The organism is Caballeronia sordidicola (assembly GCF_002220365.1).
In the GTDB taxonomy this organism is placed as follows: Bacteria; Pseudomonadota; Gammaproteobacteria; order Burkholderiales; family Burkholderiaceae; genus Caballeronia; species Caballeronia sordidicola_C.
The window spans coordinates 42,848-64,705 of sequence record NZ_MTHB01000204.1 but is presented as its reverse complement, the minus strand read 5'-3'; the positions used below and the strand labels follow the sequence as shown (position 1 = coordinate 64,705).

Here is a 21,858-nt window from a genome sequence, read left to right as displayed (position 1 = left end):
GCTGGTCGGTTGTATCGGCTACGCGGCACAGATTCTCTGGAGAGTGTAAAGAATGGCTGCAATTAAAACGTCCCTGCCGCGTCGCCGTTTCGACGTAGTTATCGTGGGTGCAGGTGGTTCGGGCATGCGCGCGTCGCTGCAACTCGCCCGTGCGGGTCTGTCGGTCGCAGTGCTCTCGAAGGTGTTCCCGACGCGTTCGCATACCGTCGCGGCCCAAGGCGGTATTGGTGCGTCGCTCGGCAACATGAGCGAAGACAACTGGCATTATCACTTCTACGACACCATCAAGGGCTCCGACTGGCTCGGCGACCAGGATGCGATCGAATTCATGTGCCGTGAAGCGCCCGGCGCCGTCTACGAACTCGAACACATGGGCATGCCGTTCGACCGTAACGCGGACGGCACGATCTATCAGCGCCCGTTCGGCGGCCACACGGCGAACTACGGCGAAAAGCCGGTACAGCGCGCTTGCGCCGCCGCTGACCGTACCGGTCACGCGTTGCTCCACACGCTGTATCAGCAGAACGTCGCAGCCAAGACGCACTTCTTCGTTGAATGGATGGCGCTGGACCTGATCCGCGACGCCGATGGCGACGTGCTCGGCGTGACCGCCATGGAAATGGAAACCGGTGACGTCCACATCCTCGAAGGCAAGACCACGTTGTTCGCCACGGGCGGCGCGGGCCGGATCTTCGCGGCATCGACCAACGCGTTCATCAATACCGGCGATGGACTTGGCATGGCCGCCCGCTCGGGCATCGCTTTGCAGGACATGGAATTCTGGCAATTCCACCCGACCGGTGTTGCGGGCGCGGGCGTGCTCATTACCGAAGGCGTGCGCGGCGAAGGCGGGATCCTGCGCAATTCGGATGGCGAACGCTTCATGGAACGTTACGCGCCGACGCTGAAGGATCTGGCGCCGCGCGACTTCGTTTCGCGTTCGATGGACCAGGAAATCAAGGAAGGTCGCGGTGTGGGTCCGAACAAGGACCACGTCTTGCTGGATCTGTCGCATATCGGCGCCGAGACGATCATGAAGCGTCTGCCGTCGATTCGCGAGATCGCGATGAAGTTCGCGAACGTGGACTGCATCAAGGAGCCGATCCCGGTCGTGCCGACCATCCATTACCAGATGGGCGGCATTCCTACGAACATTCACGGCCAGGTCGTGGGTACGTTGAAGGGCGGCTACGAAGAACCGGTCAATGGCTTCTACGCGGTCGGCGAATGTTCTTGCGTGTCGGTGCACGGCGCGAACCGCCTGGGCACGAACTCGCTGCTGGACCTGGTGGTGTTCGGCCGCGCGGCCGGTAACCACATCATCAAGCATGCGCTGGACATGAAGGAACATAAGCCGCTGCCGGCCGATGCCGCCGACGCCGCGCTTGAACGCCTCGCCGTGCTGGAGAACTCGTCGTCGGGTGAATACACGCAATCGATCGCCAACGACATCCGCGCGACCATGCAGGCGCACGCAGGCGTGTTCCGCACGTCCGCGTTGTTGGCGGAAGGCGTGGACAAGGTCAAGGAATTGTCCGAGCGCGTGAAGCATGTGCACCTGAAGGACAAGTCGAAGGTGTTCAATACGGCGAAGGTGGAAGCACTGGAGCTGGCGAACCTGATCGAAGTGGCGCGCGCGACCATGATCTCGGCCGAAGCACGCAAGGAAAGCCGCGGCGCGCATGCGCACAGCAACTTCGAAACGCGTGACGACGAGAACTGGATGAAGCACACGCTGTGGTTCAGCGAAGGCGACAAGCTCGATTACAAGCCGGTGCACATGACGCCGCTGACGGTTGAATCGGTGCCGCCGAAAGCGCGTACCTTCTAAGGCAAGGAAATCGAAATGGCAAAGCGTACTTTTGAAATCTACCGCTACGATCCGGACAAGGACGCAGCGCCCCGCATGCAGACGTATGAGATCGAGATCGACTCGCACGAGCGCATGTTGCTGGACGCACTGCTGAAGCTGAAGTCCGTCGACGAAACACTGTCGTTCCGCCGTTCCTGCCGTGAAGGCGTGTGCGGTTCGGACGCCATGAACATCAACGGCAAGAACGGTCTGGCCTGCTTGCAGAACATGAACGACCTGCCGCAGAAGATCGTGTTGCGTCCGCTGCCGGGCCTGCCCGTCGTGCGCGACCTGATTTGCGACTTCACGCAGTTTTTCAACCAGTATCACTCGATCAAGCCGTACCTGATCAACGACACGCCGCCGCCGGAAAAAGAGCGTCTGCAAACGCCTGAAGAGCGCGACGAGCTCGACGGCCTGTACGAGTGCATCCTGTGTGCTAGCTGCTCGACTTCATGCCCGAGCTTTTGGTGGAACCCGGACAAGTTCGTGGGTCCGGCGGGCTTGTTGCAAGCCTATCGGTTCATTGCAGACAGCCGTGATGAAGCGACGGGTGAACGTCTCGACAACCTGGAAGATCCGTACCGTCTGTTCCGTTGCCATACCATCATGAATTGCGTCGATGTGTGCCCGAAGGGACTGAATCCCACGAAAGCTATCGGCAAGATCAAAGAATTGATGGTGCGCCGCGCTGTCTGAGAAGGACTTGTGTCATGAATGACTCCGGGCATCAGTCCGACCCTCTACGCCGCGCACGCCTTCGCTGGCGCGCGCGGCGCGGTCTGCTGGAAAACGATCTGATCTTCGAGCGTTTTTTCAGCCGATATGAGCATGACCTCAGTGACGCGGACGTCGGTGTGCTGACGCAACTGCTGGAACTGAGCGACAACGACCTGATGGACTTGCTGCTGGCACGCAAGGAACCGGATGGCGAACTGGCCTCGCCGGATATGACACGCGTGCTGGAGATGCTGCGCTCAGCCTGAGTCAGGCCATTGAGTGAAGGCCACTGAGTCAGACCACGCGGTCGTGCAAGAGTCGTGCGAATTATCGAAAACCTGTTTCCATACTTCGATTGAGGATGTGCTATGACCCCGTCAGATGTTAAAGCCACGCTATCGTTCAGCGACAACTCGCCGAGCGTTGAAATGCCGATCTACAAGGGCACCCTGGGCCCGGACGTAATCGACATCCGCAAGCTGTACGGCCAGACCGGCAAGTTCACGTACGATCCGGGCTTCATGTCGACGGCGGCGTGCAATTCCGCAATTACGTACATCGACGGCGATAAGGGTGAGTTGCTGTATCGCGGGTATCCGATCGAGGAACTCGCGGTCAAGGCCGACTTCATGGAGACCTGCTATGCGTTGCTGCATGGCGATCTGCCGACGGCCAAGCAGAAGGAAGACTTCGTTGAAACCGTCACGAAGCACACGATGGTTCACGAGCAGATGCATTTCTTCTACCGCGGTTTTCGTCGCGATGCGCACCCGATGGCGGTGCTCGTGGCTGCCGTCGGTGCGTTGTCAGCGTTCTATCATGACTCGCTGAATATCAATGACCCGCGTCATCGCGAAGTGTCGGCCATTCGCATGATCGCGAAACTGCCTACGCTGGTGGCGATGGCGTACAAGTTCACGATCGGTCAGCCGTTCGTTTATCCGAAGAACGACCTGTCGTATAGCGCGAACTTCATGCACATGATGTTCTCGAACCCGTGCGAAGAGTACAAGGTCAACGACGTGCTCGTGCGCGCGCTGGATCGGATCCTGATCCTGCATGCGGACCATGAGCAGAATGCGTCCACGTCGACCGTGCGTCTGGCTGGGTCGTCGGGTGCGAATCCGTTTGCTTGTATTGCTGCGGGCATTGCTTGTCTTTGGGGCCCGGCGCATGGCGGTGCTAACGAAGCTGCGCTGAACATGCTGGAAGAGATCGGCTCTGTCGACAACATTCCTGAATTCATCAAGCAGGTGAAGGACAAGAACTCGGGCGTGAAGCTGATGGGCTTCGGGCATCGCGTTTACAAGAACTACGATCCGCGCGCGAAGTTGATGCGTGAAACGTGCCATGAAGTGCTCGAAGAACTCGGTCTGCATGATGACCCGTTGTTCAAGCTGGCAATGGCGCTGGAAAAGATTGCGCTGGAAGATGAGTATTTTGTGTCGCGTAAGCTGTATCCGAATGTCGATTTCTATTCGGGTATTGTTCAGCGTGCGCTGGGCATTCCGACAGCCATGTTCACATGCGTCTTCGCAATGGCGCGTACGGTGGGCTGGATTGCACAGTGGAACGAAATGATCGCTGATCCGGAACAGAAGATTGGCCGTCCGCGTCAGTTGTTCATCGGTGAAACGCCGCGCGAAGCGAAGGCGATTGATAAGCGGTAAGTTGCATTAAGTAGTGGATTTGAAGAAAGCCCCTGCAGATGTCTGCCGGGGCTTTTGCATTCTTGGGCCTGATTGTTCTCGATCCGCTGTTTGATCTTCGTCCTATTCCCGCACCCCACCTGGTCAAGCCAAAACTCACGCAAACACGAGCTTTGTCAACACGGGACTTGTGTAGTAATGCCAAGATATCCAGGCTTACTGACCTTGCGGCATTTCCCCGCAAACTGCATGAGGAGCTACCGATGTTTCCAGAATTTCGCGATTTGATTTCTACGCTCAAGACGGAAGATGCGCACTTCGCTCGACTGTTTCAGCGTCACAACGAACTCGATCACCAGATCAAGAATATGGAGGCTGGGCCGCTGCCCGCGGACAGCCAGACCATCGAAACGCTCAAGAAGGAAAAGCTGCTTTTGAAGGACAAGCTCTATGTTGTCTTGAAGAAGGCCGCGACGCCGGCTTAAGCAGGCAGCGCCTCGTTTAAACCTGAGAGGCGGGACGCGCAGTTATAGGGAACAGACTTTGACATCACAGCACGATGTGCGAAGCGTCGCGCGCGGCGACGTATTGGAGACCAGTACTTTGCGCGCCACACGGATCGATGAAACCGGCCGCGCTGTCCAGGCGGCCAACGAGCAAATTTCAAGCACTTTGCAACACGTGTTGTCCACTGGTGGTACGCCGGACCCGGGTACGCTGATGGACACTATCAAGACATTGATGAGCGGCCTCTCACCCGATGAAACGACCGCTCTGCGCAGCGTCATGCTGGAGGGTGATCCGGCAATTTGGCATGCGCGCGCATCGCGGCATCCCGACGACGAACTGTCGCGTGACTGGCGTGGCGGCGGGTATCCGTATCGGAACCTGATGTCGCGCCACGCGTATGAAAAGCAAAAGTATGCGTTGCAAGTCGAATTGCTGAAGCTGCAGGCGTGGGTGCGGGAGACAGGCCAGCGTCTGGTGATCCTGTTCGAAGGGCGAGACGCTGCGGGTAAGGGCGGCGCCATCAAGCGTTTTATGGAGCACATGAATCCGCGTGGTGCGCGTGTCGTCGCGCTCGAAAAACCGACCGAGTCGGAGCGCGGCCAATGGTACTTCCAGCGGTACGTTCAACACTTGCCGACATCGGGCGAAATCGTGCTGTTCGATCGCTCCTGGTACAACCGTGCGGGCGTTGAAAGGGTCATGGGATTTTGCTCGGAACACGAGTACAACGACTTCATGCAGCAGGTGCCCGAGTTCGAACGGCAACTCGTTCGAAGCGGTATGCACGTCGTCAAGTTCTGGTTTTCCGTGAGCCAGGAAGAACAGCGCCGGCGTTTCAAGGAGCGCGAGATTCATCCGCTCAAGCAATGGAAGCTCAGCCCTGTGGATCTTGCGTCGCTGGATAAGTGGAACGAATACACGGACGCCAAGGAAGCCATGTTCGCGCAGACCGATACCGCGGATTCTCCGTGGGCGGTGGTCCGCTCGGACTGTAAAAAGCGAGCGCGGCTCAACGCCATGCGTCATATCCTGCACAAGCTGCCGTATGCGAACCGGGATGTTCGCGCTATCGGCCTGGTCGATCCGTTGATCGTGGGACGGGCTTTGTAGACAGGTGTTCGAGGGGTTTTCGAACCATTCAACGGGTGTAGGCGCAGTCATCGCTTACACCCATTTTTTATGTCCGGAAGTTTGCGTCCTGGGCAAGGTTTCTACACGCCGTCACTGAGAATCCGGATATGACAGGTCAAGACGAAAATAATGCGCCGCTGTCAGGCTGTTATTCCACCCGCTGACTTCTCCTGATTTGCTTCCTTAACAGGCCGGCGACGCTGCTAAACGGCTGATTCTTTTCTGCATTCCGGTGATCCGTCCATCCCGGTACTCCCCATGCAGGTAGCTCCACTACCACCCTAACGCACTGTTTTATATCAGTTTTTTCTTGAATCACTAGCGCAATGCGCTGTTCTGCGTGGCATAATCATCAAACGAAAAAACACCCCCGCAGTCACAACACCTGAAAAGACCATGGCCCAGACCCTGTACGACAAGTTGTGGAACTCGCATGTGATCCACACCGAGGAAGACGGTACGTCCATCCTCTACATCGACCGTCATTTGCTCCACGAAGTGACCAGCCCGCAAGCGTTCGAGGGTCTGAAACTGGCCGAACGGCCGGTGTGGCGGATCAGCGCGAACCTGGCGGTGTCGGACCACAACGTGCCCACCACCGACCGCTCGCACGGCATCGCTGACCCGATCTCGAAGCTGCAAGTCGACACGCTCGACAACAACTGCGACGCCTACGGCATCACGCAGTTCAAGATGAATGATCTGCGTCAGGGCATCGTGCACATCATCGGGCCGGAGCAGGGCGCCACGCTGCCGGGAATGACAATAGTCTGCGGCGACTCGCATACCTCCACGCACGGAGCGTTCGGCGCACTGGCGCATGGCATCGGTACGTCGGAAGTCGAGCACGTCCTCGCCACGCAAACGCTGCTGCAAAAGAAGAGCAAGAACTTGCTCGTCAAGGTCGAAGGACCGCTGCCGCGCGGCTGCACCGCGAAGGACATCGTGCTGGCGATTATCGGCAAGATTGGGACGGCGGGCGGCAATGGGTACGCCATCGAGTTCGGTGGTTCGACCATCCGGGCGTTGTCGATGGAAGGCCGCATGACAGTCTGCAACATGGCGATCGAAGCGGGCGCGCGGGCTGGGATGGTCGCCGTTGACGAAACCACCATCAACTACCTGAAAGATCGTCCGTACTCGCCGCACGGCGCGGAGTTCGAGCAGGCAGCCACCTACTGGCGCACCTTCACGTCCGATCCGGGCGCGAAGTTTGATCGCGTGGTGGAGCTGAATGCGGCTGAAATCGTTCCGCAAGTGACGTGGGGCACGTCGCCGGAAATGGTCACGTCCATCGACGGCCGCGTGCCGGATCCTGAACGCGAAAAAGACCCGGTCAAGCGCGATGCGATCGAACGCGCGCTGAAGTACATGGCGCTCGAACCGAACACGCCGATGCAGTCGATCAAGCCGGACAAGATTTTCATCGGCTCGTGCACGAATGCGCGGATCGAAGACCTGCGCGCCGCGGCGTATGTGGTGAAGACACTCGGCCGCCGCGTGGCGCCGAGCATCCGCCTGGCCATGGTCGTGCCGGGTTCCGGTCTCGTGAAGGCGCAGGCGGAACGCGAAGGGCTCGACAAGGTGTTCCTCGACGCGGGCTTCCAGTGGCGAGAACCCGGCTGCTCGATGTGCCTCGCCATGAACGCCGACAGGCTGGAGCCGGGCGAGCGCTGCGCGTCGACGTCGAACCGGAACTTCGAAGGGCGTCAGGGTGCGGGCGGCCGTACGCATCTGGTAAGTCCGGCAATGGCGGCTGCGGCGGCTATTGAAGGTCACTTCGTCGATATCCGCGAACTGGCATGAAGCGCGTCTTTACTCTGCTGGCGTTGATCGCGGTCGTCACCGGCACTGCGGGCTGCAATACGGTCCACGGTTTCGGCGAGGATCTGCATCACCTCGGCAACTCGATCAGCAACGCGGCCGACAAGTAAGCGGCTCCAAAGAACGGTCAGGCAAACCAAACCGGTAACGCATCATGGAAAAATTCATCGTACATAGCGGGCTCGTGGCGCCGCTGGATCGCGACAACGTCGACACGGACGCGATCATTCCGAAGCAGTTTCTCAAGTCGATCAAGCGCACGGGTTTCGGCCCGAACGCCTTCGACGAATGGCGTTATCTCGATGTCGGCCAGCCCGGCCAGGACAACTCGAACCGGCCGCTGAATCCGGATTTCGTGCTGAACCAGCCGCGCTACCAAGGCGCGTCGATCCTGCTGACGCGCAAGAATTTCGGCTGCGGCAGCTCGCGCGAGCACGCGCCCTGGGCGCTGGACCAGTACGGTTTCCGCGCGATCATCGCGCCGAGTTTCGCCGATATCTTCTACAACAACTGCTTCAAGAATGGCCTGCTGCCGATCGTCCTGACCGAAAGCCAGGTCGACAAGCTGTTCAACGAAACCTACGCGTTCAACGGTTTCAAGCTGACGGTTGATCTGGAGCGCCAGGTTGTGCTGACCGGCGACGGAACGCAATATCCGTTCGAAGTGCCGGGATTCCGCAAGTTCTGCCTGCTGAACGGGTTCGACGACATCGCGCTGACGCTGCGCCATGCCGACAAGATCAAGCAATTCGAGAACGAGCGCCTCGTGAAGCAGCCGTGGTTGAATAACCGCCTCGTCGGATAAGTGCGAGCAAGCACGAACGCGTACGAATCAACAAAGAAAAAGGAAACACCATGAAGATTGCAGTGCTGCCCGGCGATGGAATCGGTCCGGAGATCATCAAGGAAGCCGTCAAGGTCCTGAGCGCGCTCGACGAAAAATTCGAGCTCGAAGAAGCGCCGGTGGGCGGCGCGGGCTACGAGGCGAGCGGCCATCCGCTGCCGGAAGCGACGCTCGCGCTGGCAAAGGCATCGGACGCGATCCTGTTCGGCGCCGTGGGCGACTGGAAATACGATTCGCTCGAACGCCCGCTGCGTCCGGAGCAAGCCATCCTGGGTCTGCGCAAGCACCTGCAATTGTTCGCGAACTTCCGTCCGGCTATCTGTTATCCGCAATTGACGGCGGCTTCGTCGCTGAAGCCGGAGATCGTGGCTGGGCTGGACATCCTGATCATCCGAGAACTGAACGGCGATATCTATTTCGGCCAGCCGCGCGGCGTGCGTTCATCGCCGGATGGCTTGTTCGAAGGCGCGAAGGAAGGCTTCGACACCATGCGTTATTCGGAGCCGGAAGTGCGTCGGATTGCGCATGTGGCCTTTCAGGCCGCGCAAAAACGCACGAAGAAGCTGACGAGCGTCGATAAAGCCAACGTGCTCGAAACGTCGCAATTCTGGCGCGACGTGATGATTGACGTTTCGAAGGAATATGCGGACGTCGAGCTGTCGCACATGTACGTGGACAACGCGGCCATGCAGTTGGTGAAGGCCCCGAAGGCGTTCGACGTGGTGGTGACCGGCAACATGTTCGGCGACATTCTCTCCGACGAAGCGGCCATGCTGACGGGTTCCATCGGCATGTTGCCGTCCGCCTCGCTCGATAAAAACAACAAGGGCTTGTACGAGCCGTCGCATGGTTCGGCACCGGATATCGCCGGCAAGGGCGTGGCAAATCCGCTGGCGACCATCCTCTCGGCCGCCATGATGCTGCGCTACTCGCTCGGTAAGCCCGAGCAGGCTGACCGGATCGAAACGGCGGTGAAGAAGGTACTCGCACAGGGTCTGCGTACCGGCGACATTGCGACGCCGGACGGCCGTACGGTCGGCACGACGGAAATGGGCGACGCGGTTATCGCGGCGCTTTAAGTCGGGCAACGCGCTTTTTCATCGGACGAGTCGGCCATACGCGTCAGCGAAAAATTCCGGTGGAAAAGCGTCTCGCGGCGGACATCTTTGTCGGATGCCGCCGATCGCGATATTTCATCTCGATTCGGCGCTTTTAGCGCACGAACCACGTCAAAAGGCGTGGAACGCTCGCGCGGAGGGACGAATATGCGGGTTATCGTGTAGACTCTTTTGTTATGGCGAAGATCTCTTCAATCTCTCTGGACTCGATTTCATGCGGCGGCATTAGCTCAGGCGCCCGCACGACTCGTCTCGCCATTACACGTCTGGACACGCATCTGGGTACGGTTGCGCTGTCCAAACGCATTACGAAAACCATTTCCCTCAAAACGATCACGTTCAGCTGATCGCCCGTCGTGTCCGCCCATCTTCCCCGCGCGGTCACGCCGGCGGAGGGTCAGGCCCAAGCGGGGAAGTGTCCACACATAAGGTTAGTCATGAACGTAGGTCTCGTTGGTTGGCGCGGCATGGTCGGCAGCGTCCTGATGCAACGCATGCAGCAGGAAGGCGATTTCGACCTGATCGAACCGGTGTTTTTCAGCACCAGCAATGCGGGCGGCAATGCGCCGTCGTTCGCGAAAAACGAGACGAAACTCAAGGATGCGACAAGCATCGACGACCTGAAAAAGTGCGACGTCATCATCACGTGCCAGGGCGGCGATTACACCAACGAGGTGTTCCCGAAGCTGCGCGCGGCAGGCTGGAAGGGTTATTGGATCGACGCGGCTTCGTCGCTGCGCATGAAGGACGACGCGGTCATCATTCTCGATCCGGTGAACCTGAGCGTCATCAAGGATTCGCTGGTCAAGGGCGGCCGGAATTTTATCGGCGGAAATTGCACGGTCAGCCTGATGCTGATGGCGCTGGGCGGCTTGTTTAATCAGAACCTGGTCGAATGGACGACCGCCATGACGTATCAGGCGGCTTCCGGCGCGGGCGCGCAGAACATGCGCGAACTGCTGCAGCAAATGGGTGTGCTTTATGGCGCGGCCAAGGAAGATCTGGCGGACCCGTCGTCGGCCATTCTGGATATCGACAAGCGTGTGCAGGCAGCCATGTCCGGCGAGCGTATGCCGGTCGATAACTTCGGCGTGCCGCTGGCCGGCTCGCTGATTCCGTGGATCGACAAGGATCTCGGAAACGGCATGTCGAAGGAAGAATGGAAGGGCGGCGCGGAAACCAACAAGATTCTCGGATTGCCTGCCATGGACGAGCCGGGTTCGGTCCCTGTAGACGGCTTGTGCGTGCGGATTGGCGCCATGCGCTGCCACTCGCAGGCGCTGACCATCAAGCTCAAGAAAGACGTGCCGCTGGACGAATTGCACGGCATTTTGGCATCGGCGAACGATTGGGTGAAGGTTGTCCCGAACGAACGCGAAGCATCGATGCGCGATTTGTCGCCGGCGGTGGTCACGGGTTCGTTGACGGTGCCGGTCGGCCGCTTGCGTAAGCTCGCCATGGGCGGCGAATATCTGTCGGCGTTCACGGTCGGTGACCAGTTGCTGTGGGGCGCGGCGGAACCGCTGCGCCGGATGCTGCGCATCCTGCTGGACAAGTAAAGTAAACTACGCGCCACGACGCGCAGTAGTTCAACAAAGCGTCGCGCTTGCGCGGCGCTTTTTCGTTTCGGGATTGGATCGTTGCTGGTTCGTTGCTGGTTCGCGGCTGGGTTGCCGGTATTGCGCAATCGGTATGCGGCCAATTTTGGATGTCGCCCCGTTTTGTTGGTTTCTTGTTCGCTGTCCACTCGCCTGGAGTATCAATGATCGTTCGTCCGAGTCGGCCGCCTCATTCACAGCCTTGCTTCCTCAGCCGCTCGCGGCGCGCGGCGCTGATCGCGGCAAGCCTCGCGAGTGTGCTGCTCGGGACGGCCGTTTCTTCCGATGCCATCGCCCAGGCCAGCAGCGCGACAGCCGTTTCGGAAGCCTCGGCGCCTGCGGCTGCATCGGGTGCGGTGACCCAATACAGCGTGAAACCCGGGCAGTCGCTCAGCGATATCGCCTCCCAGATCACCGGGTCGAACGACCGCGCGACGCGCGAAAAGATGTCGCGCGCGCTCTTCGACGCGAATCCCAACGCGTTCATGGGCCATGACCCAAGCCGGTTGAAACTCGGATCGGTATTGAACGTGCCGGCGGTTGAGGACGCGGGGGTGGCTGCTGGGGCTTCTGCGACTGTGGGAGCATCGTCGCCGGCAGTCGAGGCTAGCAGTTCCGCAGGGGTTGCGGCGCCGGCCATGGGTGCGTCAAATGCTGCCAGTGCGGTGAATGGACCTTCGATGGCGGCAAGCGGCGCGGTCGCTACGGTTGCGCCGGGTGCATCGAGTGATGCGAACGCGGCGTTGCCTACATCGGAAGCTAAACCCGCGGCGAATGCCAGCGAGGCTGCGAACGCGAGCGAAGCGGCGCCTGCATCGGCAGCGGCTCCGGCATTGAGTGTGTCGAGCGCGCCTGAGGCGACCGTCGCACCGGCAAGCGCGCCGTCGGCGACGGGCTCGTCGGCTATGTCGGCGAACGGGCCGATTGGCTGGCTTGTTGGGGCCGTCGTGGTGATCGGCTTGCTGCTGTTCGTGATGCGTGGTGCTAAACGACGCCGTGCCGCAAGCGCCGCCGCCGTGGCGACTGCCGATGAGCGCGCGCCGCAGGAGCCGCCGGTGGTGTCGACGGCGCCTGAGAAAACCGCGGCGCTCTCTCACGATGGATCGACGAGCCACGCGCAGGCTTCCACAGGCGCTGCCGATCTCGACGGTGCATCGGTTCAGCGCGGTCAAAGCGAGCTGAACGTGGTGGCCGCGAGCATGGAAAACTACGATGCCGCGCAGTCCTTCGATACCCCGTCCGAAGACAAGCCGTTTCCGCCGGCCGAGATCAACTCACTAGATGACGATGCCGACGGCACGCGAGTGACACTGGGCGAGAACCGTGCGCCGGACGCAGCAGGTGAAACCCGCGACGCGGACACGAAACGCGCGCCGTTCATGCCCGATGCACCCGCAGCGCTTCATCGCGATTTCACGCCGCCGCGCCCGGGTGCGATTGAAGCGGCGCTGGCGGCGGAGCGGGCAGCGGCAGATCGCGCCGAGGCATTGCGCGCAGAAATGGAGGCCCGGGAAAACGAGCTTCGCAAGGCAGCGGCGTTAGAACAAGCGACGCGAGAGGCGGTGGCGCAGGAAGCTGCGGCGCGTGAAATGGAAGCTCGCGAGGCAGAAGCACGTGAGGTCGCTGCACGTGAAGCTGCAGTCCGCGAAGCTGCAGCGCGTGAAGCAGAAGCTCGGGAGGCCGCAGCGCGTGAAGCTGCAGCCCGGGAGGCCGCAGCGCGTGAAGCAGAAGCTCGCGAAGCCGCAGCCCGCGAAGCCGCAGCCCGTGAAGCCGCAGCCCGCGAAGCCGCAGCCCGCGAAGCCGCAGCCCGTGAAGCGGAGGCGCGCGAAGCAGAAGCGCGTGAAGTCGCCGCCCGCGAAGCCGCGGCGCGTGAAACGGAAGCGCGTGAAGCTGCCGCCCGCGAAGCCGCAGCGCGTGAAGCTGCAGCCCGCGAAGCTGCTGCTCTCGAAGCGCAGGCGCGTGAAACAGAAGCCCGTGAAGTAGCGGCCCGTGAAGCCGCGGCACGAGAAGCATCGGCGCGCGCATCGAACGAGCGCGAAAGCGTCGAACACCTGGCATCGGCCCCGTCGGCTATCGCACCCGAACCAGCAACGAGCCAGCGAAACGACGCGGAAGACGCGGCCGCCTACGACGACGAACCGTCGCCGGCTTCCCGCTTCCCGCAACCCAAATTCCCGCAAGAGGCTATTGAAGCTCTGAGCGCGCTCGATTTCGGGTTGCCGCCGCGTCAGGAGGCGCCCGCACCTTCGGACGCTCACCCGCCGGTTCCCGCTGCCCCCGCTGAATCCGCCGCGCAAAACGAAGCCCCATTGGCCCCCGCGCCCGCCATGCCCCAACCGATCGCCGACCCGGCCGTCTTCGATCGTCAGAACGCGCAGCACAGCCACCCTGAAGCAGCCACGCTTCCGCCATCCGCGAGCCAGCAAATCGAATCCGGCATGACGGGCGCGGCATCGGTGGCGGGTCTTGGTGCATCGCGTTTTGGTCCCCTAAGCCTCGACTTCGACTACAACTCGCCCGCGAGCCAGACCGAGCCGCTACCGTCCTTCACCCCCGAGCAAATTTCGACGATAGCTCGCAACAAGCTCGAACTGGCTGTCGAATACATTGAACTCGGCGATTTATCCGGCGCGCGCACGTTGCTGCAGGAAGTGATCGAATCGAACGATCCTGCCACGCGCCAACCCGCCGCCACGCTGTTATCGACACTGGCGCCGCTGTCCTGAGATGCCTGTGAAACGCATTGCATTAGGCATCCAGTACGACGGTTCGGCGTTCAGCGGCTGGCAGACTCAATCGGACGTGCCGACCGTGCAGGACGTCCTCGAACGCGCGTTGGGGAAATTCACGCAGACGCGCGTGCAGACCGTCGTCGCGGGGCGTACGGATACCGGCGTGCACGCGCTCGGCCAGGTCGTGCACTTCGATACCGAACTCGAGCGCACCGACTTCGCCTGGGTGCGCGGCACGAACGCATTCTTGCCGCAGAGCGTCGCGGTGCAGTGGGCGCGTCCGATGCCCGAGGACTTCCACGCCCGTTTCGGCGCCTATGAGCGCACCTATTACTACGCGCTCTACGTGCACCCCGTGCGCTCGCCGATGATCACCGGCCGCGCCGGCTGGTGCTACGCGGCGCTCGATGCCGCCGCGATGCGCGAAGCTGCCGCCAGCATTATCGGCAAGCACGATTTCACGGCGTTTCGCTCGTCGGAATGCCAGGCGAAGACGCCGGTGAAATACCTGCATCAGATCGATATCGTGGAGCAGGGCGATTTCATCCACTTTCGCTTCCGGGCGAACGCGTTTTTGCATCATATGGTGCGCAACCTGATGGGATGTTTCGTCGCGATTGGCCGAGGCAAGCATCCCGCGTCGTGGATGGCGGAATTGCTGGAAGCGCGCGACCGCAAACGCGCCGCGCCCACGTTCATGCCCGACGGCCTGTATTTGGCCGAGGTCGGCTATCCTGAGAACTTCGCAGTGCCCGCGCCGCGCCTGGGCAGCTACCCGTGGAGCGCGGTCTGGCAGGACAACAATAACGAGACCAAGCATGAGTGACGGAATAAGTAGCGATTTGCGCCGGACGAGAATCAAGCTGTGCGGTTTGTCGAAGACGGAAGACGTCGATACCGCCGTCGCGCTCGGCGCGGATGCCGTGGGTTTTGTGTTTTATCCGCCCAGCTCCCGTTCGGTCAGTGTCGGGCAAGCTGTCGAACTGGCGGAGCGCGTGCCGCCGCTTGTCTCGGCGGTCGGTTTGTTCGTCAACGCCACGCCGGAATGGATTCGCGAGGTGACGTCGAACGTGCGCCTTTCACTGCTGCAATTCCACGGCGATGAAACCCCGGCCCAATGCGCGGCGCTCGCTGAAGTGGCCGGCTTGCCGTGGTGGCGCGCTGTGCGGGTAGGGCCTGATGCCACCGCACGCGATTTGGTAGAATCATTTCTTGATTATTCAGCAGCCAGCGGTTTGCTCCTCGACACTCTCGTCGACAGCTACGGTGGCGGTGGAAAGGTATTCGATTGGTCACTTATCCCAACAGATCTCGGGCATCGGGCCGTTTTGAGTGGTGGGTTGAACGCGCAAAACGTCCTTGACGCCATCCGGCGCGTGCGTCCTTACGCAGTCGATGTCTCTAGCGGCATCGAAGTAGTGGGGGCGAAGGGCGTGAAAGATCACGCCCGAATGGCGGCGTTTGTACGCGCGGTGCGCGAAGCAGACGCTGGATGATTAACGTGGGCAAGCGCAACGCTTCCACGTACCGAGAGAGTGACACATGTACAACTTACCAGACGATCGTGGCCATTTCGGCCCATATGGCGGCACATTCGTATCTGAAACGCTGATCCACGCGCTCGATGAACTTCGGGATGCCTACGCGGAATGCAGCAAGGATCCGGCGTTTATCGCGGAATACGAATACGAACTGAAGCATTACGTCGGCCGTCCGTCGCCGATCTATCACGCCAAGCGCTGGAGCGAAATGCTCGGCGGCGCGCAAATCTTCCTCAAGCGCGAAGACCTGAATCACACCGGCGCGCACAAAGTCAATAACGTGATTGGCCAGGCGCTGCTCGCGCGCAAGATGGGCAAGCCGCGCGTGATCGCGGAAACCGGCGCGGGACAGCACGGCGTCGCAACGGCGACCATCGCCGCGCGGTTCGGCATGGAATGCGTGGTTTACATGGGCTCGGAAGACGTACGGCGCCAAGCGGCGAACGTGTACCGCATGAAGCTGCTCGGCGCGACGGTCGTACCCGTCGAATCCGGCTCCAAGACGCTGAAAGACGCGCTCAATGAAGCCATGCGCGACTGGGTGACGAACGTGGAAAACACGTTCTATATCATCGGTACGGTGGCGGGGCCGCATCCTTACCCCATGATGGTCCGCGACTTCCAGCGGGTAATCGGCGATGAATGCAAGGTCCAGATGCCCGAAATGACGGGTCGCCAGCCAGATGCGGTAATCGCGTGCGTTGGCGGCGGATCGAATGCAATGGGCATCTTTTATCCGTATATCGACGATAAAAACGTGAAGTTGATCGGCGTCGAAGCGGCTGGCGATGGCATCGGCACCGGGCGCCACGCAGCGTCGCTGATCGGCGGAAGTCCGGGCGTCTTGCATGGCAACCGCACGTATCTTCTGCAGGACGATAACGGCCAGATCATCGAGACGCATTCGGTTTCAGCCGGGCTGGATTATCCCGGTGTAGGCCCGGAACACGCGTGGCTTAAGGATGCGGGCCGCGCTGAGTACGTGGGCATTACCGACGAAGAAGCGCTGAAAGGTTTCCACGATTGCTGCCGGATCGAAGGGATCATTCCAGCGCTCGAATCGAGCCACGCTCTCGCTTACGCCGCGAAGCTCGCGCCCACGCTGCCCAAAGACAAGCTCCTGCTGGTCAATCTGTCGGGCCGTGGCGACAAGGACATGCATACGGTCGCCGAGCGCACCGGCATCACGTTCTGAGCCCGCAACCGATGCGCGATGAAATCGATCATGCAAGTGCGCACGGCGCCGCTGGTGGCGATGTCCACAGCGGCATCGACCGCGGTATCCACTTGCATCACCGCGATTTCTTAACCGATGCAGCGAACCTCCCCGACGGCTCGATCGATTTGATTGTGGCAGATCCGCCGTATGGACTGGGCAAGGATTACGGCAACGATTCGGACATGCGTTCGGGCGATGCCTTCCTCGACTGGACCTACGGCTGGCTTGAGCTGGCTATTCCGAAGCTCAAGCCCAGCGGTTCGCTTTACATATTTTGCACGTGGCAATATGCGCCGGAGATCTTCGTCTTCCTCAAGCGCCGCCTCACAATGGTCAACGAGATCGTGTGGGATCGGCGTGTACCGAGCATGGGCGGAACGGTGCGTAGATACACGTCAGTGCACGACAACATCGGTTATTTCGCGGTATCGAAGGATTATTTCTTCGATCTCGATCCTATCCGCATCCCCTACGACGCAGTGACGAAGAAAGCGCGTTCGCGCAAATTGTTCGAAGGTAGCAAGTGGCTGGAATTGGGTTACAACCCGAAGGACGTATGGTCCGTGTCGCGGTTGCACAGGCAACACGCCGAGCGCGTGGACCATCCGACGCAAAAGCCGCTTGAGATTATCGAACGCATGGTGCTGGCGAGTTGTCCGCGCGGTGGACGCGTGCTTGACCCGTTCATGGGCAGCGGCACGACCGCCGTTGCCTGTGCGCGCCATGGGCGCGAGTTCATCGGCTATGAGATCAACGCCGACTATCACGCGATTGCCGAGAAGCGAGTTGCGCAGACGCGTTCCGTCGGGGTCCGGGTTGAGCCGCTGCCAGCGGAAGAGGCCACGGCCACCGCTGCCGTCGATCAAGCGAACGCCGCCTAAGTTGTCGCGAAGTCACTGCTAAAAACGCTAAAATGCGCAAATTTTGCGCAAAGAGATTAACTCATGTCCCGTATTGAAAACACATTTGCGGCGTTGGCCGAGCAGGGCAAGAAAGGTCTGATCCCGTTTATCACGGCTGGCGATCCGAACCCTGAGCAGACCGTCGAATTCATGCATGCGCTCGCGAAGGGCGGCGCTGATGTCATCGAATTGGGCGTGCCGTTTTCCGATCCGATGGCTGACGGGCCGGTGATCCAGCGCTCGTCTGAGCGAGCGTTGGCCAAGGGCGTCTCGCTGAAGCACGTGCTCGCTGACGTGAAGCGCTTCCGCGAAACGAACACCACCACGCCGGTGGTGCTGATGGGCTACGCGAATCCGATCGAACGGATGGGCACCGAGGCCTTCGCCCACGCAGCGAAAGAAGCGGGCGTGGATGGCGTTCTGGTCGTCGATTACCCGCCGGAAGAGTCGGCGGAGTTCAGTGCATCGATGCGCGCGGCCGGCATCGATCCGATCTTCCTGCTTGCGCCCACATCGACCGATGACCGCATTGCTGCGGTCGGCAAAGTGGCAAGCGGATATGTCTACTACGTGTCGCTGAAAGGCGTGACCGGTTCAGCAAATCTGGACGTGGCCAGCATCGCGAGTAAAATCCCGGCCATCAAGGCGCATGTTGCGTTGCCGGTGGGGGTGGGTTTTGGCATCCGCGACGCTGCGTCCGCGAGGCTGGTGGCCGATGTATCAGATGCCGTGGTGATCGGCAGCCGTCTCGTGCAATTGCTCGAGGAAGCGCCGCCAGAGGAGGCGGCCGAGATGCTGACGCGCTTTATCGCTGAAATACGCTCTGCGCTCGATTCTGCAAAATAACCCGTTATTGCGGACCGGAGGGTTTATACCCGCTCCAAACGGGCCGCAAAATACGTGAAACAAACAGGAAGAACATACGATGAGCTGGCTCGACAAACTGCTACCGCCGAAGATCAAGCAAACCGATCCGAAAAGCCGCAAAGGCATTCCGGAAGGGCTGTGGATCAAGTGCCCCTCATGCGAAGCGGTGCTGTACCGCAATGACGTCGAGGCGAATCTGCATGTCTGCCCGAAGTGCAGCCATCACATGCGAATTGGTGCGCGCGAAAGGCTGGACGGGTTGCTCGATCCGGAAGGCCGTTACGAAATCGGCCAGGAAATCCTGCCGGTCGATGCGCTGAAGTTCAAGGACAGCCGGAAATATCCGGACCGCCTGAAAGAGGCAATGGAAGATACGGACGAAACCGACGCCATGGTCGTCATGGGCGGCGCGATCCACACCATTCCGGTCGTGACCGCATGCTTCGAGTTCTCGTTCATGGGCGGCTCGATGGGCTCGGTGGTCGGCGAACGTTTTGCCCGCGGCGCGCGTAACGCGCTGGAGCAGCGCACGCCGTTCATCTGCTTCACGGCATCGGGCGGCGCGCGGATGCAGGAAAGTCTGCTCTCGCTGATGCAGATGGCGAAAACCACGGCCATGCTCACGAAACTGGCCGAAGCCAAGCTGCCGTTCATCTCCGTTCTCACGGATCCGACCATGGGCGGCGTGTCCGCCAGTTTCGCGTTCCTGGGCGACGTGGTGATCGCGGAGCCGAAGGCGCTGATCGGCTTTGCGGGACCGCGCGTGATCGAGCAAACGGTGCGCGAGAAGCTGCCGGAAGGGTTCCAGCGCTCGGAATTCCTGATCCAGAAAGGCGCCATCGACATGATTGTGGATCGCCGTAAGATGCGCGAAGAAATTGCGCGCCTGATTGCGTTGCTGACGCTGCAACCGGCGGATTCGGTCGCCTGAGGTACGGTTTTCCAGCGCGTGTTGCGCGGTGATCGCTTGGAGCGCGTCGGGCCGCAGGCGTTAAACGATGACGGCCCAGGCGCCGCGCGCGAACCCGCCGAGGGTCGCGTGCGGCGTTTTTGTATGGGCGCTACTTTCACTTTTTGCCGGCTTTGGCCGACGAGCACGATCATTCATGGCGACTTCATCGAGCACCTTCCCCACCCTCGACGCGTGGCTTACCCACCTGGAATCTGCGCATCCGGTCGGCATCGACATGGGATTGACGCGCGTCAGCCAAGTGCGCGACGCGCTCGGACTGACGTTCACGTGCCCTGTGATTACGGTCGGCGGCACGAACGGCAAGGGTTCGACCTGCGCGATCATCGAAACCATCCTGGTGCGCGCGGGGTATCGCGTGGGCTGTCATACGTCGCCGCACCTGCTCGACTTCAATGAGCGCGCGCGGCTGAATGGGGTCGACGCCACGGACGACGAGCTGCTCGAGCATTTCGAAGCGGTCGAGCAGGCGCGCATCAGCCTGGCCATTCCGGTTTCGCTGACCTATTTCGAATTCACCACGCTGGCGATCATGCGGCTGTTCGCAACGCGTGAACTGGACGCAGTGATTCTCGAAGTAGGGTTGGGCGGACGTCTGGACGCTGTCAATATCATCGATACCGATTGCGCGATCGTAACCAGCATCGATATCGACCACACGGAGTATCTGGGCGACACCCGCGAGAAAATCGGCTTCGAGAAAGCCGGGATTCTCCGCCCGGATACGCCTGCCATTTGCGGCGATCCCTCGCCGCCGCAGTCGTTGATCGACCATGCGAAGGCGATCGGCGCGGACCTGTGGCTGGTTGGCCGCGATTTTCGCTACGAAGCGCAAGGCGGCAACGAGCGCCAGCAATGGAGTTACATTGGCCGGACGCAGCGACGCTCGGCGCTCGCTTACCCGGCTCTGCGCGGCGCTAATCAGCTGATCAATACGTCGGCGGCGCTGGCCGCGCTCGAGTCGCTGCGCGAGCGCATTCCCGTGTCCGCGCAGGATATCCGGCTTGGACTAGCGAACGTCGAGTTGCCGGGGCGTTTCCAGGTCGTACCGGGCAAGCCGCAAGTGATCCTCGATGTCGCTCACAACCCCCACGCCGCGGCCGTTTTGGCTCAGAATCTCGGCAACATGGGCTTTTTCCCGTACACCTACGCAGTCTTCGGCGCGATGGGCGACAAGGACATTACCGGGGTCGTCGAGCATTTGAAGGGCGAAATCGATCACTGGAACGTGACTGCCTTGCCAACCCCGCGTGGCGCGTCTCCGGAAGTACTGGAAGGCGTTTTACGCGATGCCGGCGTCAACGATAGTAGTGACAGCAGCGTTACACAATTCAATACTCCGGCCGACGCTTTTCAAGATGCGTTAAAGCGAGCGTCCGAAAATGATAGAATTTTGGTTTTCGGCAGTTTCCATACGGTGGCCGGTGTAATGGCATACCGTAAATCGCAGCGTCATTGAACGGACGGCCGGCCAGCCTCTCGCAAAAGCCAACCATGTCCTTTTTCTCGTTCGGCAAGAAAGACGACGCGCCCTCAGGTCGCGACGCATACTCCGACTCCCCGCGCGGCTCGCGTCAGACCGTGCGTACCGAACGCCGGACGCGCCGCACCGACCGTCCTGAAGCCGATGCAATGATGCTGGACCCCACCCTGCCTGAAAAGCAGCGTGCGCGGCGGCGTCTGGTCGGCGCGCTCGCGCTGGTCGCGGCGGCGGTGATCATCCTGCCAATGGTGCTGGATTCGCATCCGAAGCCCGTCACCGACGACATCTCGATCGATATCCCGGCACGCCCGGCTGCGCCTTTGCCCAAGACGAGTCATAACGACGCGACCGATGGCGGCGCGGTTGATTCGTCAGCCGATACGCAAGCCGGCGTAGCGCCGGACGGTCCGGCCGCGGCTCCGGACAATGCAGCGGCGGTGGCTTCAAAGCCCGACTCGAAATCCGCTTTAAAGCCCGACTCGAAGCAAGCCTCTAAACCCGTAGAAACCCAGGCGCAGGCCAAGGCCGCCGCACCGCAGCCCGAAGCGAAGCCGGTGGCGCCCCCACCCGCAGCAACGGCCGCCAAGCCGCCGGTGGACGCGCCTGCAGCTACCGCAGCCACCCCGAAACCGAACACACCGGCCTCCCCGGCGGGAAGCCGTTTTGTGGTCCAGATCGGTACCTTCGATGACGACACGGCGGCTCAAGGCTGGGTGACCAAGTTGAAGGCGGCGGGAGTGCCCGCATATGTCGAACATCGGAAACAGGCTGACGGCACCACTCGCACGTTGTTGCGTGCTGGTCCGTTCGCTGACCGGACGGCTGCATCGGCGGCGCTGGTGAAGGTGCGGCAAGCCGGGCTGGGCGGCGGCAGCAATAACGCGCCGGCGAACTAGCT

General features: G+C 60.9%; 20 protein-coding genes. All 20 read left to right on the top strand.

What is annotated here, in order from left to right; genetic code table 11:
* Nucleotides 1-52 precede the first annotated feature (52 nt).
* The 20 genes from sdhA to BSU04_RS28795 all read left to right on the top strand — a co-directional run bounded on the left by sdhA (nucleotide 53) and on the right by BSU04_RS28795 (nucleotide 21,856).
* The gene (gene sdhA / locus BSU04_RS28890) at nucleotides 53-1,831 is read left to right on the top strand and encodes a succinate dehydrogenase flavoprotein subunit (protein ID WP_089162202.1); all 1,779 of its coding nucleotides are present in this window, start codon (nucleotides 53-55) and stop codon (nucleotides 1,829-1,831) included.
* Nucleotides 1,832-1,846: 15 nt separating this feature from the next.
* A complete protein-coding gene (locus tag BSU04_RS28885; RefSeq protein WP_031362534.1) occupies nucleotides 1,847-2,551 on the top strand; it encodes a succinate dehydrogenase iron-sulfur subunit in 705 nt (234 codons plus the stop codon).
* 14 nt (nucleotides 2,552-2,565) lie between these two features.
* The gene (locus tag BSU04_RS28880; RefSeq protein WP_062086335.1) at nucleotides 2,566-2,838 is read left to right on the top strand and encodes an FAD assembly factor SdhE; all 273 of its coding nucleotides are present in this window, start codon (nucleotides 2,566-2,568) and stop codon (nucleotides 2,836-2,838) included.
* Nucleotides 2,839-2,940: 102 nt separating this feature from the next.
* Nucleotides 2,941-4,242 carry a citrate synthase gene (gltA, locus tag BSU04_RS28875; RefSeq protein WP_089163741.1) on the top strand — a complete coding sequence of 434 codons (1,302 nt, stop codon included), beginning with the start codon at nucleotides 2,941-2,943 and terminating at the stop codon, nucleotides 4,240-4,242.
* 242 nt (nucleotides 4,243-4,484) lie between these two features.
* Nucleotides 4,485-4,706, top strand: coding sequence for a YdcH family protein (locus tag BSU04_RS28870; protein ID WP_089163740.1), 222 nt, complete (start codon nucleotides 4,485-4,487; stop codon nucleotides 4,704-4,706).
* Nucleotides 4,707-4,728: 22 nt separating this feature from the next.
* Nucleotides 4,729-5,841 carry a polyphosphate kinase 2 gene (gene ppk2, locus BSU04_RS28865; RefSeq protein WP_373452884.1) on the top strand — a complete coding sequence of 371 codons (1,113 nt, stop codon included), beginning with the start codon at nucleotides 4,729-4,731 and terminating at the stop codon, nucleotides 5,839-5,841.
* A 417-nt stretch (nucleotides 5,842-6,258) separates the two neighbouring features.
* Nucleotides 6,259-7,668, top strand: coding sequence for a 3-isopropylmalate dehydratase large subunit (gene leuC, locus BSU04_RS28860; protein WP_089163739.1), 1,410 nt, complete (start codon nucleotides 6,259-6,261; stop codon nucleotides 7,666-7,668).
* A complete protein-coding gene (locus BSU04_RS28855; RefSeq protein ID WP_089163738.1) occupies nucleotides 7,665-7,796 on the top strand; it encodes an entericidin A/B family lipoprotein in 132 nt (43 codons plus the stop codon). The genes leuC and BSU04_RS28855 overlap by 4 nt, the downstream gene beginning before the upstream one ends.
* A 44-nt stretch (nucleotides 7,797-7,840) precedes the next feature.
* Nucleotides 7,841-8,491: a 3-isopropylmalate dehydratase small subunit gene (gene leuD / locus BSU04_RS28850; protein ID WP_089163737.1), complete on the top strand. Its 651-nt coding sequence runs from the start codon at nucleotides 7,841-7,843 to the stop codon at nucleotides 8,489-8,491.
* A 50-nt stretch (nucleotides 8,492-8,541) separates the two neighbouring features.
* A complete protein-coding gene (leuB, locus tag BSU04_RS28845; RefSeq protein WP_089163736.1) occupies nucleotides 8,542-9,609 on the top strand; it encodes a 3-isopropylmalate dehydrogenase in 1,068 nt (355 codons plus the stop codon).
* A 476-nt stretch (nucleotides 9,610-10,085) separates the two neighbouring features.
* Complete coding sequence (gene asd, locus BSU04_RS28840; protein ID WP_089163735.1) at nucleotides 10,086-11,207, top strand: aspartate-semialdehyde dehydrogenase; 1,122 nt, start codon at nucleotides 10,086-10,088, stop codon at nucleotides 11,205-11,207.
* Nucleotides 11,208-11,410: 203 nt separating this feature from the next.
* On the top strand, nucleotides 11,411-13,972 hold the full coding sequence (locus BSU04_RS28835) for a FimV/HubP family polar landmark protein (RefSeq protein WP_089163734.1): 2,562 nt from the start codon (nucleotides 11,411-11,413) through the stop codon (nucleotides 13,970-13,972).
* Nucleotide 13,973: 1 nt separating this feature from the next.
* Nucleotides 13,974-14,804, top strand: a complete 831-nt coding sequence (gene truA / locus BSU04_RS28830) for a tRNA pseudouridine(38-40) synthase TruA (RefSeq protein WP_089163733.1) — start codon at nucleotides 13,974-13,976, stop codon at nucleotides 14,802-14,804.
* Complete coding sequence (locus BSU04_RS28825) at nucleotides 14,797-15,474, top strand: phosphoribosylanthranilate isomerase (RefSeq protein ID WP_089163732.1); 678 nt, start codon at nucleotides 14,797-14,799, stop codon at nucleotides 15,472-15,474. Before truA ends, BSU04_RS28825 begins: the two co-directional genes overlap by 8 nt.
* Nucleotides 15,475-15,520: 46 nt before the next feature.
* On the top strand, nucleotides 15,521-16,714 hold the full coding sequence (trpB, locus tag BSU04_RS28820) for a tryptophan synthase subunit beta (protein ID WP_089163731.1): 1,194 nt from the start codon (nucleotides 15,521-15,523) through the stop codon (nucleotides 16,712-16,714).
* An 11-nt stretch (nucleotides 16,715-16,725) separates the two neighbouring features.
* Nucleotides 16,726-17,619 (top strand): DNA-methyltransferase, encoded by an 894-nt coding sequence (locus tag BSU04_RS28815; RefSeq protein WP_089163730.1) that lies wholly within the window; start codon nucleotides 16,726-16,728, stop codon nucleotides 17,617-17,619.
* Nucleotides 17,620-17,682: 63 nt separating this feature from the next.
* Nucleotides 17,683-18,486 carry a tryptophan synthase subunit alpha gene (gene trpA / locus BSU04_RS28810; protein ID WP_089163729.1) on the top strand — a complete coding sequence of 268 codons (804 nt, stop codon included), beginning with the start codon at nucleotides 17,683-17,685 and terminating at the stop codon, nucleotides 18,484-18,486.
* Nucleotides 18,487-18,565: 79 nt separating this feature from the next.
* A complete protein-coding gene (gene accD, locus BSU04_RS28805) occupies nucleotides 18,566-19,438 on the top strand; it encodes an acetyl-CoA carboxylase, carboxyltransferase subunit beta (protein WP_062002470.1) in 873 nt (290 codons plus the stop codon).
* 175 nt (nucleotides 19,439-19,613) lie between these two features.
* On the top strand, nucleotides 19,614-20,936 hold the full coding sequence (folC, locus tag BSU04_RS28800; RefSeq protein ID WP_089163743.1) for a bifunctional tetrahydrofolate synthase/dihydrofolate synthase: 1,323 nt from the start codon (nucleotides 19,614-19,616) through the stop codon (nucleotides 20,934-20,936).
* Nucleotides 20,937-20,971: 35 nt separating this feature from the next.
* The gene (locus BSU04_RS28795) at nucleotides 20,972-21,856 is read left to right on the top strand and encodes an SPOR domain-containing protein (RefSeq protein WP_089163728.1); all 885 of its coding nucleotides are present in this window, start codon (nucleotides 20,972-20,974) and stop codon (nucleotides 21,854-21,856) included.
* The last annotated feature ends 2 nt before the right edge of the window (nucleotides 21,857-21,858 follow it).